Source organism: Pseudofrancisella aestuarii (assembly GCF_003574475.2).
Lineage (GTDB): Bacteria > Pseudomonadota > Gammaproteobacteria > Francisellales > Francisellaceae > Francisella > Francisella aestuarii.
The window spans coordinates 303,508-317,596 of sequence record NZ_QLIS02000003.1 but is presented as its reverse complement, the minus strand read 5'-3'; the positions used below and the strand labels follow the sequence as shown (position 1 = coordinate 317,596).

Genomic DNA, 14,089 nt, shown 5'->3' with positions numbered 1-14,089 from the left:
AGTGTATGTATAGACATATTATTTATTATAAATCTTCGTTAAAATTTTATTATTAGTAAAATTTATAATTTTATTTTATGACAGTTATTGAATCTTTAAAAACACGTAAGTCAGTCAGGGCTTTTTTAGATAAAGATATACCTAAAGAAACTTTAGAAAAAATGTTTGATGCTGTTAAGTGGACTCCTTCAGCTAAAGACACACAGCCTTGGAAAATAGCTGTAGTAAGCGGAGAAAAGCAGAAAAAAGTAACCAAGAGAATATTAAAAGCCTTCGAAAGTGGACAAAAACCTAAAATGGAATATGAATATGAGGGTGGAGCTTTAGAGGGAGAATTAAAAGCTAGAGCAATTGCATGTGGAGCTGCTTTATATGATGCTTTAGATATAAAAAGAGATGATAAAGAAAAAAGAATGGAGCAATGGAAGAAGAATTATTTATCATTTGATGCACCTGTAACTTTATTCTTTTTCAAATACTCAAATACTGGAGCAAGCGCATATATTGACTGTGGTATGCTTTTACAATCAGTTATGTTGGCTGCAAATGAACTTGGCTTAGCTACTTGCCCACAAGCATCTTTGGGACAGTATCCAGAAATAGTAAAAGAAGAGTTAGGATATGATGATTTTGTTTTACTTTTTGGAGTTTCTCTTGGATATGAAGATAAAGGTGCCGTAGTAAATAATTATCGCACAGCCCGAGAAGATATAGATAGTTTTGTGACTTTATTTAATTAGGCGTAGAATCTGTTTTTGTTGTAGGGTTACTAGAAATAATTCTTGTATTATTTCCAGATAGTAAAATAGTAACATTATCTCCAACTTTTAAATTGCTATCATCTGTTTGTAGTACTGATATAGTCTGGCCAGAAGGTTTTTTAATTATAAACTGATATGCTTCACCAGATGTTAAGACATCTTGTGTAGCTGCTCCAGCTAGTCCACCAACTACAGCTCCACCAATAGATCCTGCAATATGTGTTAACATGCTGCCGCCACCAGCAAAAGCGCCACCTAAACCACCTGCGATAGCTCCGGCTCTTTCACCTGTTTCATGAGTGCCTTTAATATTTACCTTTTCTATAGCTATTATGGTTCCGGATTCTACATTAGATACTTGACCAATAGAGTTTCCAGAATAAGTTGGCTCAGAAGTTGATGAACATGCTGTTAATGATAGGCTTATTAAAGAAAGTAAAATGATAAAGTATGTTTTCATTTTCATACTCCTTTATTTAGTTTGATTGTTTTTTTGCTATTTCAGCTATCCTTTTGCCAAGGGTTTTACAGATTTTTATTTCATCATCAGATAGCGTTTTTTGCGGAGAGAAAGTATTTAGATGAGAAGCTCCGTAAGGAGTACCACCTGTTTTAGTTTTTTCTAAAGCTTGCTCACTATATGGTATCCCTGTGATAAGGCAACCATGATGTAGAAAAGGAATCATCATCGATAATAAAGTGCTTTCATGACCAGCATGCATACTAGAGGCAGAAGTAAAAAAGCCAGCTGGTTTACCAATTAAGCTTCCCTTGAACCATAAATCACTATGTTTTTCGAGGAAAAATTTTAAAGCTGCTGCCATATTACCAAAATATGCTGGACTACCAATTATTATGCCATCACAGTTAGCAATATCTTCTTTAGTTGCATATAGATCACCATCTTTAGGTATCTTTGGCTCAGTTTGCTCTGTATTATGAGAAATATTTGGCACAGTTCTAAGAATGGCATTAGCACCAGCTGATTCAACACCTAAAGCGATAGTTTCAGCCATTTTCTTTGTACTTCCACCTTGTGTATAGTATAGTATTAATATGTTTTTCATTGCACTTCCATTATGCCTAATACAGCACTTTTAAAAAAGTATATTTTAATTTTTAAAAATTATTGGACTTGGGTATTTAAAGAGTACTTCAAAAAGGAATGTCCTACTGCTGTTTCAGCTCTTACTCTTACAAGTCTATTTGCTTTTGTTCCTACTTTTTTAATTATAATAAATATTTTAAATACTTTTGAAGTATTTACTCCGCTGTCTCAAAAAATTCAACAGTTTATATTTGATAATATGCTACCTTCGACAGCATCTACCGTTCAAGATTATATAGTTTCTTTATCGAGAAAAGTATCTTCATTACCAATACTTTCGGTAATTTTCTTATTAGCTATTATTTTCTTTATGATAAAGAACTTAGAAATTATTTTAAATAAAATCTTTTATGTTAAAAGAGCTAGAAGTATTTTACAAAGCTTTTTAGTATATTGGGCTTTAATGACTATAGGGCCAATATTTTTTGGCTTTGTATTTATCTCTAGTACTTATCTACTCTCGATGTCATGGGTAGTTACAGATATGGGAGTCGAACAGTATATAATAAATTTCACATCTTTCTTATTTCTCGTGGCGGCATTTTTTGTTGTTTATAGGATATTACCTAATACAAAAGTAAGCTCAAGATCAGCCTTTATAGCTTCTTTATTTGTGGCCGTAGTTTTCACAATAGCAAAAAGACTTTTTTCTCTTTATATATTTTATGTTCCAACATATTCAGTGATATATGGTTCATTATCATTGATACCTATTTTTATTCTTTGGGTTTTTATCACCTGGCACATTACATTGGTCGGGGCTGTAATGATGAAAGGTTTAGAATTACTTTCAGTAAACGTTCATTTTACTAAAGAGGTAAAAAGAGATAACTTAACTATAGTTATAAATCTTTTAAGAGAGCTTTATGAGCACCAAAGAATGCTTAAAGGTGGAGTTGCTCTTTCAAAACTATATTCGAAACTTGCTATAGCTGATTATGATAAAGTTAAATTAGTTTTGCATAGATTAGATGATGCTAATATCATTAGAATTGATTCTAATGAAATATGTTATTTAAACTGTGATATTAAAAATTTGAAATTATTAGAAGTTTATAATTTGTTTGTTGATACATTAAATTTTAAAACAAGTAATATTAGGAAAATAAATCAGATCAAAGTAGAATTACAGAAAAATCTAAATATAAAAGTTTACGACTGTTTCTAATAGATAAAGAGGTTAATATGTTAGAGTTTTTGGATTGGTCTGCTCTTATTATCAATGTTCTTTATACTTTTTATCTTGCTCGATTAAAAATATGGTCGTGGTCTTTAGGTATCGTTGGAGCTGTACTTTTATTAGTTTTATTTGCATATAAAGGAATATATTCATTAGTTTTATTACAAACTGTTTATGTTGTGTTTTTTAGCTATGGTTGGTATAGCTGGTATAAGCAGGGTGTTACAAATGAATTTGCTAATGTTAAATGGATGAGACCTTTTGATTATGTAAGATATATATTTTACATAATATTGCTATGTATATTTTCTATAGGCTTTAATTATATTACAAGCTCTCAAGATATAGTCTCTACAGGTCTTTTAACAGGTATTACCTTTGCTGCAATTATAATGACAATAGAAAAGTTTATGGAAAATTGGGTGATCTGGATAATTTCAGATCTATACTTTGTGGTTGTTATGTATGATCAAGAGTTATATGGCCAAGTTATACAAAACTTTATCTTCTTTTTAACAGCTGTATATGGTTTTTATTTCTGGCATAAATACGGTAAAGTTAATACTGAAAAATAATGATAGTCAAAGTTGCTCTAGCTGTTCCTCCTTTTTACTTGTTAGATTATTCAATAGATACCGAAATAAAATTATTTCAAAGAGTTTTAGTTCCTGTTGGTAATAGAAAACTTATAGGTTTTATTACTGATATTAATGTGGAAGTAAACTATGATCCCTCAAAGATTAAAAGCATAATCAGAGTTTTAGATAATGATAACGTCTTAATAAGTAAAGACATTCAAAAACTAATAGAATGGACAGCAAAGTATTATCATTCAGATTTATATAGTGTAATAAAATTAGCCTTACCGAATGATTATTTTAAAAAGGAAATTGTTAATCCAAAAGAGGAAACTTTCTTATCTGTAGATATAGATATATTATCAAATATAAAATTAACAGCTAAGCAACAACTATTAGTAGAAGAGATTGGAGATAATACTTATTTATTAAATGAAATTAAGAATTTAGGATATTCAGATGGCATTATAAGAGCTTTATTAAATAAGAATATTTTAGTTAAAAGCACAAGAATAAAAGCTTTAATACCAAGTTCTAAGACAAAAGAAAATAATAAGAAATTAACAAATGAACAGTTAGAAGTCTTAAATAGTCTTTTAAAGACCAATAGATTTAATACTTTTTTATTATATGGGGTTACGGGTAGTGGTAAAACGGAAGTTTATTTACAGACCATTCAGAATTATGTAAGTGAAGGAAAACAAGCGCTAGTTTTAATACCAGAAATAAATTTAACACCACAGACTTTAAAAAGGTTTAAAGATAGATTCTCTAATCAAAATATTGTTTCTCTTCACTCAAAGCTGACAGAAAACGATCGATTAACAAACTGGCACTATATAAAAAAAGGTATAGCGAATATTGTTATAGCGACTAGAAGTGGAGTGTTAGCTGATTTTAAAGATCTAGGAATAATTGTGGTTGATGAAGAGCATGATAATTCGTTTAAGCAACAAACATCGACTATTCGTTACAGTGCAAGGGACTTAGCGATATTGAGAGCTAAATTTGCAGATATTCCTATAATTTTGGGAAGTGCTACACCATCAATAGAGAGTTATTATAATGTTATTAATAAAAAATATAATCTATTAAAGCTTACAGAAAGGGTTTCAAAATATGCGCCTGCTCAGGTAAAAATCATAGATTTAAGGTCAGCTATAGTCAGCAATGGATTAAGCAATATTTTAGTTTCTCTCTTAGAAAAAAATATTCAAAAGCATGAGCAATCTTTACTCTTTGTGAATAAGTTGGGATATGCAAAAGCATTAGTATGTAATAGTTGCGGAGAGGCTGTTGAGTGTAAAAAATGTGATAAGCCATATACTTTACATACATATCCTAATCAATATTTGGCTTGCCATTTTTGCGGAGATAAAAGACAGATAGTTATACAGTGCAATAGCTGTAGCTCTACAGAGCTTTTTCCTTATGGCGTTGGTACTGAGAAAATTCAGTCTGCTTTGAAAGAGAAATTTCCTTACAATGAGATAGTAAGGTTTGACAGAGAGAATATTAAAAATAATAGAGATTTAGATAAAATAATTGATGAAATAACTAATAATAAAATTGATGTTATAGTTGGTACACAAATGGTAGCTAAGGGTCATCATTTTGAAAATATTACTTTAGTTGGGCTAATTAACGCTGATGCAGGGTTTTACAGTACAGATTTTCATGCAGTTGAAAAAAATGCACAATTGATTATTCAAGTGGCAGGTAGGGCTGGTCGAGGTGACAAAGAAGGTCGTGTGTTACTGCAAACCTATCAACCAGAAAACCCAATTTTACAGAAGCTCATACAAACTGATTATTTGGAGTTTTTAGATTATTTATTAGAACAGAGAAAGGCTCTTAATTATCCGCCATATACATATCAAGCACAAATAATTGCTGAAGCAAAAAAAGAAGCTGATGTGTTAAATTTTTTAAATAACTTATATGATACTGTAAGTAGTTGTGAAAATATTTTTATTACAAAGCCACTTCCAGCAACACATCTTAAAAAAAATAATATTTATAAATATAGTTTATTGATAACAGCATCAGAAAGAAAAGATATAAATAGTTTTATCAATTATGTAAGAAGGCTTTTGGAAATTAGTGAAAATAAAGTTATAAAAGTTTATTTTGATGTAGATCCCATAGGTCTAGTGTAATTTATTTTACATATTGCTTTGATAGAATTATTAGAAAGATGAGTGTGGTTAAAATTTACTTATTATCTTCTTTTTTATCAATTCGACTTGCTACAAAGCAACCAACACCAACTGCTAAAAACGCAGCGCTTATCCAAGCTAAATAAAACATATATTTAATCTCCTTATATTAATACATATCATGAGAATGTTGTTCAACTTCTTCAGCTGATATTCTACGCCCATTTGCCCACATTTTCTTATATACAAAGAATGTGTAAGAGAAAATAATAGGAAGAACAACAACCGCTGCAACTAGAATTCCTATAAGAGAAGTTTGGCTACTACTAGCATTCCAAACAGTTAAGCTATATTGGTAATCACCAGAGCTTGATGCCATAACAAATGGGAATAATGCAAATCCAACTGTTAAAACAGCTCCAAGAATAGAGACTAAACTAGCTAAAAATGCTGACCAATCTTTATCTTGCTTGTTAAATTTAATGATGAATAAAGCCCCAACAACAGCCATTATAGGTGCAAACCACATCCAAATATGCGCTTGGCAGAAGTTATAATACCAAGAATGATCTCTGGTAATAACAGCTGAGCTAAAAGGTTGATATAGAGCATCAGATTGGTGAACTAAATCAGCATTTGGAGTATATTGATATCCAGGGATAAATATTAACCAAATAGCAGCAACTATAAATAATACTATATAAATAATAGTTGTAACATTGGTAATAGCTCTAAATCTATCTCTTAAAACTCCAGCAGTTCTAAGTTTACAATAAGTAGATCCATGCATTAACGCCATGTTTAAAGCAAATACACCGAATAGTAAAGCAAAAGGTGTTAGCAGGCTAAATAAAGTAATCCACATAGATTGATAATGGCCATTAACTATATCACCATAAATTAAGCGGGCAGTATCGTCATATGCGATTGGAAAGCCAAGGTAAAGGTTTCCTACAGCAACTCCCATTACAACCATAGGAATAACGCTACCTAATAAAAGCATCCAATCCCAGAAGTTTCTCCACTTTTGATTATCTACTTTTTTACGATATTCAAAAGCAGGAGGTCTTAAAAATAGGCCCCATAATACAACTAAGATAGCTATATATAAGCCAGAGAAACTAGTGGCGTATACTTGAGGCCAAATAGCGAATATGGCACCACCAGCTGTGATAAACCAAACTTGGCTACCATCCCAAGTAGGAGCTGCCACATTAATTACTGCTCTTTTTTCTGAATCTGTTTTACCAACAAATTTTGATAGTATACCAACTCCAAAATCAGAGCCAACTGTAGCGGCAACTAAAAATATTAATACACCAACTACTAACCAAGAGATAACTTGCAATGTACTGAATAACATAATCTATCTCTCCTCTTTATTTTCTTTTTTTTGTTCAAAATGATACTTCCCTGTACCTAAACTACTCGGTCCAAGTTTTGCATATTTGAACATTAGGAATATTAACACAGCAAATAGAGCAGTATCTATAAGTAAGAATATAGCCATAGATGTAGCAACATCGACTGATGTTAACGCTGATGAGCTTAAGTCAGTAGGAAGCTGATTATATACAGTCCAAGGTTGACGACCATGCTCAGTAATAAACCATCCAAGTAAGCAAGCAATAAATGGTAAAGGAATAGACCATTCCATAGCTCTTAGGACATATATGCTAAATCTACTTTCTGTTAGAGCATTTCTAGCTAAAAGAATTAGTCCAAGAACCATTAGAGCAAACATGTAGATACCTATACCAACCATGAATCTAAATGACCAGAAGATACTAAATACATCAGGAACCATATTTGTAGCAACTTCTTTAACTAGATTTTGATCTGAAGCTGCTTTTGCTATTCTTTCTGACATAGGCATAGTAGAGTCAGCATATTTTTCATTAGCAGGCTGCACTAACATTTTACCAAAGCCCATATACTGTCTATAGTCAGGGTTTGTGTAATAACCATAATCAGAACCTGTTGGCTCATTACCTTTATGACCAGATTCTCTCCATTTTAATAGATCAGAGTATGCAAGAGCTCCTTTTTGAATCATCACAACAGCAGAAGGTATCGCTACGAATTCATCAGGGTGTGCTGCTATATATTCAGGAGATGCATGAGCGGTCTGTCCTGTTTTAGTTGTATAGTATGCAACGTTAGGATTTCTTTCACCATTCGCTTGCATTTTTCCATATAGTATAGATTTCACACCTGGTATTTCTATATCAGTAGAGTGCGTTGCAATAAGACCTAGGACAGCTGGGATTTCAATTTCAGCATAGTTTTTTTGACTGTTTTGGCTAGGGAAAGCAACTGCATTAAAAGCGGCTGGAGCTTTTTGTGTTTCCCATTCAGCTTCAATGGCAGCCATTTTTAGAGGCTGAACTTCAAAAGCATCTATACCATTAGCGTCACCAAAATACATAACAACAGAAGTGGCGATTACTCCAAATCCAAGACCAATAGAAATAGATCTTTTAGCGAAATCAACGTCACGATTTCTGATTAAGTAAAAAGCACTGATTCCAACCACAAAAATAGAAGCTGTAGAATAACCAGCAGTAACCACGTGAGCAAAGTTTGTTTGAGCTGTATGATTTAGGAATAAATCAACTAAGCTAATAGTCTCCATCCTCATTGTAGAGGCAACGAATTCTGAGCCTACAGGATGTTGCATATATCCGTTTGCTACAAGAATTAGTAACGCTGAAAAGCTAGAGCCTATAGCTAAACAAAAAGTTGAAGCTAAATGTTGCTTCTTACTAAGTTTGTCCCAGCCAAAGAAGAACAGGCCAGCAAAAGTAGATTCAAGCATGAATGCCGCTAAACCTTCAATAGCAAGTGGAGTACCGAAAATGTCACCAACTGATTGTGAATAATAAGACCAGTTAGTACCAAACTCGAACTCCATAGTTAAGCCGGTAATAATACCTAAGGCAAAATTTATTCCGAGTAACTTACCCCAGAACTTTACCATATCTTTATATACTTGCTTGCCTGTTCTAACATACATAATCTCCATAGCAAACACAATCCATGTCAAACCAAGAGTTAGAGGAACAAATAAGAAGTGAAAAGATGCCGTTAAACCAAATTGCCATCTAGCAAGATCAACAGACAAGAGTGTGGGTAACATATGATTTCCCCCTGTTTTAATTAAAAACGTTTATAACGATCAAACTTTAAAATTTCATAAATTTTATTGAAAGTTTTGTGTATATGAATACACACTTACATTTTATATCAAAGGGATAGTTTTGTATATATAAAATAGGAAAAAAATAAATATTTGTATAGTACCGAAAGCCTTGAAAATACTGGCTTATACTATACTAAAATAGTGTAGTATAGTGGTTAGATATTTAGAGGATTACAGTTTTATTATTGTATATAAAAACTCGATCTCTTAAGACTAAATCAAGGGCGTTTGATAATACTATTTTTTCAACATTTTGGCCTGCATCTCGCATAGCTTGCCAAGAATATGTATGGTCTACTCTTATTACATCTTGGGCAATAATTGGTCCTTCATCTAAATCATTTGTAACGAAGTGGCTAGTTGCACCAATTATCTTAACACCTCTATCATAAGCTTGTTTATAAGGATTAGCACCGATGAAAGCAGGTAGGAATGAGTGATGAATATTTAGTAATTTACCTTCAAATAGCTTTACAAAGTTTGGTGATAGAATTCTCATATATTTGGCTAAAACTATTAATTCATGACTATATTTATTTATAGCATGACTAATTTTTTTTTCATGCTCTTCTCTAGATATATTCTCATGAGAAATATATTCAAAAGGGATATCAAATTTCTCTACAAATTCTTTTAGACTATTATGATTTGAAATAACAGCTTTAATATTTGCTTTAAGCTTTCCTTCAGTATGTCTGATTAAGAGATCGCCAAGGCAATGCATTTCTTTTGTTGCAAGGATTACAATATCTTTATTGTCATCATTAGTTAATTTAATCTCAGCATCTTCTGGTAATTCTCTTTTTACATCGGCTAATAGTTTTTCTGGAATAAAATTACCAGTAACTACAGTTCTCATAAAAAATTTATTTTCTTCTTTATCAACATATTCTGAGTTTCTTTCAACATTTAGATTGTGTTTAAAAATAGTTTTTGAAACTTTGTAAACAAGGCCTTTCTCATCATTAGTCTCAATTAGTAAGCGATATTTTTCCATGATCTGCTAAATAGTAATAACTTAGCGATTGAATATATATTAGAAAAATTAGCTGGTCAAATATAAGTGTTAGATAAATAAAAATATTATAATGGTATTGTGAGAAACTAGATTAAGAGATTGACACTATGTTAGATACTCAAAATTATTATTCAATTGGAACCTCTGGAATAAAGTGGGGAGAGAAAGAAAAGAAAGAATGGTTTGCCCAACAAAAAGTAAAACGTTCTTATGAAAAGGAAGTTGTTTCAAAGATAGAAAAACTTAGAGCGCATTTTAATATAGAAGAGTATGGTGAGTTAGAATATTTATCTAATTATAAGCTTTATGCAGTGAAATCTATTAATTGGGATAGTTCTAAGCCAAACATTTTAGTTACAGGAGGTGTTCATGGTTATGAAACAAGTGGGGTCCAGGGAGCACTAAGGTTTCTTAAAGATGAGGCGCAAAAATATAGTGATAAATTTAATATATTAGTTTTGCCAAGCATTAGTCCATGGGGATATGAAACTATAAATCGTTGGAATCCTTTGGCAATAGATCCTAATCGTTCTTTTTATAAAGATAGTCCTGCAAAAGAGTCGAGCTTGGTTATTGATTATATTGGTTCACTAGGGACTAAATTTTTAGCTCACATAGATCTACATGAGACTACAGATACGGATGAGAGTGAATTTAGACCAGCTCTTGCTGCTAGGGATGGTGTTGATTATGCAGCAGATGGAGTCCCTGATGGATTTTATTTGGTTGGTGATACGGAAAGACCGGAACCTGAATTTCAAAAAGCAATAATCGATTCGGTAAGAAAGGTAACTCATATTGCGCCTCCAGATGCTGACGGAAAGATTATAGGCAAGTTAATAGAGCAAGAGGGTGTTATAAATTACGATACAAAAAAACTAGGTCTCTGTATTGGTTTTAGTGATGCTAAATTTAGTACAACAACAGAGGTTTATCCTGATAGCCCAAGAGCTACTGATGAAGAATGTATTTTAGCTCAGGTTGCTGCAGTTACAGGCGCTTTAGACTTTCTAATAAAAACTAATCAGAAATAGAACCAACTCCAAAATCTTCAATATTGTAAAGTATCTCAAATTGAGGATCATTTTCTAGATATTTATATTCATTCATAAACCAGTTTCTAAGCTCAGGATTAGCCTTTATAGGAGTGGTGTTATCAACATATAAATTAAGAGTTGTATGTGAGAAGTGCTTTTTAGCTATTTTAATATCTTTCTTTATGATTTCTTTAGTTTGCCCTTTAACACCAATTAATAAACATACTGAATTATAAAGGTTGCTTAATTGCTCTACAGAGTTATAATAAAAACCTTTCTTTAGGAGGTTTTCTCTAAAATTATAGTCAAAGCTTTCTAGACCAGTTTTTATAAATATTTCAGTTTCAAAAAGATCTTTGATTTTATGTAAGTGATCTTTATACATCCAATGAGCTTCGACAAAAAGAAGTCTTATATTCTTTTCTTTTATTATTTTTTTTATTTCTGTTTTTGTTGTGTGTGGAAGTTCAAATATATTTCCTGAATTGATGACTTCTAAAACTCCAAATTCACCAGTTATATTTTTCAGGACTTCTAAATTTATAGTATTTATTTCATCTATGTTTTTTGAATTGTCTAGGATATAGTCACAAAAAGTACATTTACCATAAGCGCAAGGACGGCTTTTAAGTAAGACTATTTCTCTTTTATATTTATGGACATTTGTTATTTTGCTGTATCTTTGCATATCATTTAATGTAGTCTTGAGCCTGTATTAGAGCTAGTTCTTCCGTATTTAGTTTTGAGGTGGTTTTGAAAATTCCATCTAAAGCTTTAATAACATTTTCTATTGAAGTTTTTATGTCTAATCCTTTTAGTATATAGCTTAAAAACATTGCTGCGGTAATATCTCCTGAACCACTAACTTTACTCTGAACCTTATATTTAGGAGTTTCCATGTAAAAAAAATAATCTTTATGAAATACAGCAATACCTGTTTTAGATTTATCAAAAGATGTACTAGTAGTTACGATTATTTGATTTGGGTTATTATTTTTCTCTACAAGAACTGCACAAGCATTTTTTAATTGCTCATAATTATTAATATTTTGTTCTGTAAGAATTGATAATTCAAATAAGTTTGGAGTAACAATATCTGCTAAAGGTAGAAGGTGTTCTAAAAACATCTTTGGGTGAGCTGCGGTTGCAAAAATGGCACCTTTTTCTTGATAATCATAAAAATCACCGAATACTGGGTCACAACAGTAAAGAGTATTATCATTTACGGATTTCATTTTCTTTACTGTATTTGCAATAACTTCAGCTAAGTTAGGATTTCCTATGTAGCCCGAAAGGACAGCGTTGTGCTTCATTAAGAAATTATTTTCTTCTAAGCCGCTTATCACTTCTTGAATATCTTCAGCGCTAAAAAAAGAACCCTTGTAGCAAGGATATTCTGTATGGTTTGAAAGTTGGACGGTATAAATTGGTGAAACTTCGATACCAAGTTTTTGCATTGGGAAAACAGCTGCTTTATTGCCAGCGTAACCAAAAACTACATGAGATTGTATTGATAGGACTCTAAGTGTCTCCGTATATAACATTATTCTATTCATCAGCTCCTAAAGTGTCTCTTAATTGATCAAGAAATGCTACTGATCTATCTCTATTGCCGAGTAAGCCATATTTTATTTTTATGTAAGATGAATCACTCGTTTCTGCCGATAAGCTTATATTAAAAGAAGTTTTGTTTCTCTTTGTTTGCCCAGAGATTTCTGCACTAGTATCATCTTTTCTGTCTAAAGTTATAGTGTAATCTTTATATGCTATAACCTCTTTAGTTGCTGCATAGACATCAGCTAACTTTTTATCTATTTGAGCCTCAAATGAACCGTTTAATGAGCTATATCCTGGGTTAAAGCTAGAGCAAGCGCTCAACGTTGTTATAATAAGATAAATAGTGAAAGTTAAAAAAATCTTACTTCTAAATAGCATTCCAAGAACTCATTTTTATTAATTAAAGCTACTTTTCAAAAGTATATAGTAGTTATATTATAGTGTAAATTGCTATACTTATTGATTAAAGGTTATAGCTTAGCTGTATAAAAATAATTTTGACGACTTAAAGGGAGAACTTATGTCGGCGCATAAAGAATTTAGTCAACTACTTGAATATCTAAACAATAGAGTTGTTGGGCAAGAGAATTTAAATAAACGTCTTTTAATAGCACTTTTAGCTGGAGGGCATCTTCTTGTAGAGGGGGCGCCTGGATTAGCAAAAACTACAGCGATAAAAACACTTTCTGAATGTATCGACTGTTCTTATCATAGAGTTCAGTTTACTCCAGACCTCTTACCGGCTGATTTAACGGGCACAGAAATATATGTCCCTCAGAGACAATCTTTTGAATTTCAAAGTGGACCCTTGTTTCATAACTTACTATTAGCTGATGAGATAAATAGGGCTCCAGCAAAAGTTCAGTCAGCATTGTTAGAAGCTATGGGCGAGAAGCAGATAACAGTTGGTAAGAAGACTTATCCATTATCAGATCTATTTTTAGTAATGGCGACTCAGAACCCTATTGAGCAGGAAGGAACATATCCTCTACCAGAAGCTCAACTGGATAGATTTATGATGTTTATCAAAATAGGTTATCCAGACCCTAAAACAGAAGCAAAAATTTTGGCAATAAATAGAGGTGAGGCATTAGGTCATAAATTTGACAAGTTAAGTATTCGTCAGAAAACTATATTTGATGCTCAAAACCAGATACTTAAAGTGAAAATGTCTCAAGCTGTTGAAGACTATATAATTCAGCTAGTTTTAGCAACTAGAGATCCAGGGAAATATGATGCTAATTTAGCTAAATGGGTTTCATTTGGTTCGAGCCCAAGAGGAACTATAGCTTTAGATAGAACAGCAAGAGCGCATGCTTGGTTAAATGGTGCAGACTATGTGTCACCATATGATATTCATGCTGTTATTCATGAAGTGTTAAGACATAGAATTTTACTCACTTTTGAAGCAGAGGTTGATGGTGTCTCTAGTGATGATGTAATAAATACTTTATTAAAAGCAGTACCTATTCCTTAGATTGATTTTTAG

The 14,089-nt window shown here is 31.9% G+C and carries 15 protein-coding genes; 6 read left to right on the top strand and 9 right to left on the bottom strand.

The features are described 5' to 3' along the window. Positions 1 to 77: 77 nt before the first annotated feature. A complete protein-coding gene (locus DNK87_RS08395) occupies positions 78 to 740 on the top strand; it encodes a nitroreductase (protein ID WP_119331114.1) in 663 nt (220 codons plus the stop codon). On the opposite strand, the gene DNK87_RS08390 is transcribed toward DNK87_RS08395, so the two are convergent. Then, positions 733 to 1,221, bottom strand: a complete 489-nt coding sequence (locus DNK87_RS08390; protein ID WP_119331113.1) for a hypothetical protein — start codon at positions 1,219 to 1,221, stop codon at positions 733 to 735. The two genes, DNK87_RS08395 and DNK87_RS08390, sit on opposite strands and share 8 nt — an antisense overlap. A 16-nt stretch (positions 1,222 to 1,237) precedes the next feature. Then, positions 1,238 to 1,828 carry an NAD(P)H:quinone oxidoreductase gene (gene wrbA, locus DNK87_RS08385; RefSeq protein WP_119331112.1) on the bottom strand — a complete coding sequence of 197 codons (591 nt, stop codon included), beginning with the start codon at positions 1,826 to 1,828 and terminating at the stop codon, positions 1,238 to 1,240. A 12-nt stretch (positions 1,829 to 1,840) separates the two neighbouring features. Here wrbA and DNK87_RS08380 point away from each other — a divergent pair, with 12 nt between their 5' ends. Genes DNK87_RS08380 through priA form a run of 3 tightly spaced genes read left to right on the top strand, consistent with a single transcriptional unit; the run spans position 1,841 to position 5,786 of the window. Beyond that, a complete protein-coding gene (locus tag DNK87_RS08380) occupies positions 1,841 to 3,037 on the top strand; it encodes a YihY family inner membrane protein (RefSeq protein ID WP_119331111.1) in 1,197 nt (398 codons plus the stop codon). A gap of 17 nt (positions 3,038 to 3,054) precedes the next feature. Continuing rightward, positions 3,055 to 3,624 (top strand): nicotinamide riboside transporter PnuC, encoded by a 570-nt coding sequence (gene pnuC / locus DNK87_RS08375; protein ID WP_119331110.1) that lies wholly within the window; start codon positions 3,055 to 3,057, stop codon positions 3,622 to 3,624. After that, the gene (gene priA, locus DNK87_RS08370) at positions 3,624 to 5,786 is read left to right on the top strand and encodes a replication restart helicase PriA (protein ID WP_119331109.1); all 2,163 of its coding nucleotides are present in this window, start codon (positions 3,624 to 3,626) and stop codon (positions 5,784 to 5,786) included. Before pnuC ends, priA begins: the two co-directional genes overlap by 1 nt. Positions 5,787 to 5,841: 55 nt before the next feature. Here the strand turns inward: priA and DNK87_RS08365 are convergent, their stop codons facing one another. The 4 genes from DNK87_RS08365 to purU all read right to left on the bottom strand — a co-directional run bounded on the left by DNK87_RS08365 (position 5,842) and on the right by purU (position 9,985). Then, positions 5,842 to 5,937, bottom strand: coding sequence for a cytochrome bd oxidase small subunit, CydX/CbdX family (locus tag DNK87_RS08365; protein ID WP_119331108.1), 96 nt, complete (start codon positions 5,935 to 5,937; stop codon positions 5,842 to 5,844). Positions 5,938 to 5,955: 18 nt separating this feature from the next. Then, positions 5,956 to 7,149: a cytochrome d ubiquinol oxidase subunit II gene (gene cydB, locus DNK87_RS08360; protein ID WP_119331107.1), complete on the bottom strand. Its 1,194-nt coding sequence runs from the start codon at positions 7,147 to 7,149 to the stop codon at positions 5,956 to 5,958. Positions 7,150 to 7,152: 3 nt separating this feature from the next. Next, complete coding sequence (locus DNK87_RS08355; RefSeq protein WP_119331106.1) at positions 7,153 to 8,925, bottom strand: cytochrome ubiquinol oxidase subunit I; 1,773 nt, start codon at positions 8,923 to 8,925, stop codon at positions 7,153 to 7,155. 226 nt (positions 8,926 to 9,151) lie between these two features. Further along, complete coding sequence (gene purU, locus DNK87_RS08350) at positions 9,152 to 9,985, bottom strand: formyltetrahydrofolate deformylase (protein ID WP_119331105.1); 834 nt, start codon at positions 9,983 to 9,985, stop codon at positions 9,152 to 9,154. A 128-nt stretch (positions 9,986 to 10,113) separates the two neighbouring features. Here purU and DNK87_RS08345 point away from each other — a divergent pair, with 128 nt between their 5' ends. After that, positions 10,114 to 11,040, top strand: a complete 927-nt coding sequence (locus tag DNK87_RS08345; RefSeq protein ID WP_119331104.1) for a M14 family metallopeptidase — start codon at positions 10,114 to 10,116, stop codon at positions 11,038 to 11,040. Here the strand turns inward: DNK87_RS08345 and DNK87_RS08340 are convergent. From DNK87_RS08340 to DNK87_RS08330, 3 genes are read right to left on the bottom strand one after another with little or no spacing between them, the layout of a single operon-like run. Continuing rightward, on the bottom strand, positions 11,027 to 11,731 hold the full coding sequence (locus DNK87_RS08340; protein ID WP_119331103.1) for a radical SAM protein: 705 nt from the start codon (positions 11,729 to 11,731) through the stop codon (positions 11,027 to 11,029). The genes DNK87_RS08345 and DNK87_RS08340 overlap by 14 nt on opposite strands. Before the next feature lies 1 nt (position 11,732). Then, on the bottom strand, positions 11,733 to 12,599 hold the full coding sequence (gene pdxY / locus DNK87_RS08335; RefSeq protein ID WP_244614641.1) for a pyridoxal kinase: 867 nt from the start codon (positions 12,597 to 12,599) through the stop codon (positions 11,733 to 11,735). Beyond that, positions 12,592 to 12,978 (bottom strand): DUF3568 family protein, encoded by a 387-nt coding sequence (locus tag DNK87_RS08330; protein WP_119331102.1) that lies wholly within the window; start codon positions 12,976 to 12,978, stop codon positions 12,592 to 12,594. The genes pdxY and DNK87_RS08330 overlap by 8 nt, the downstream gene beginning before the upstream one ends. 142 nt (positions 12,979 to 13,120) lie before the next feature. Here DNK87_RS08330 and DNK87_RS08325 point away from each other — a divergent pair, with 142 nt between their 5' ends. Further along, entirely contained in the window at positions 13,121 to 14,077 is a 957-nt protein-coding gene (locus DNK87_RS08325; RefSeq protein WP_119331101.1) for an AAA family ATPase, read from the top strand. The last annotated feature ends 12 nt before the right edge of the window (positions 14,078 to 14,089 follow it).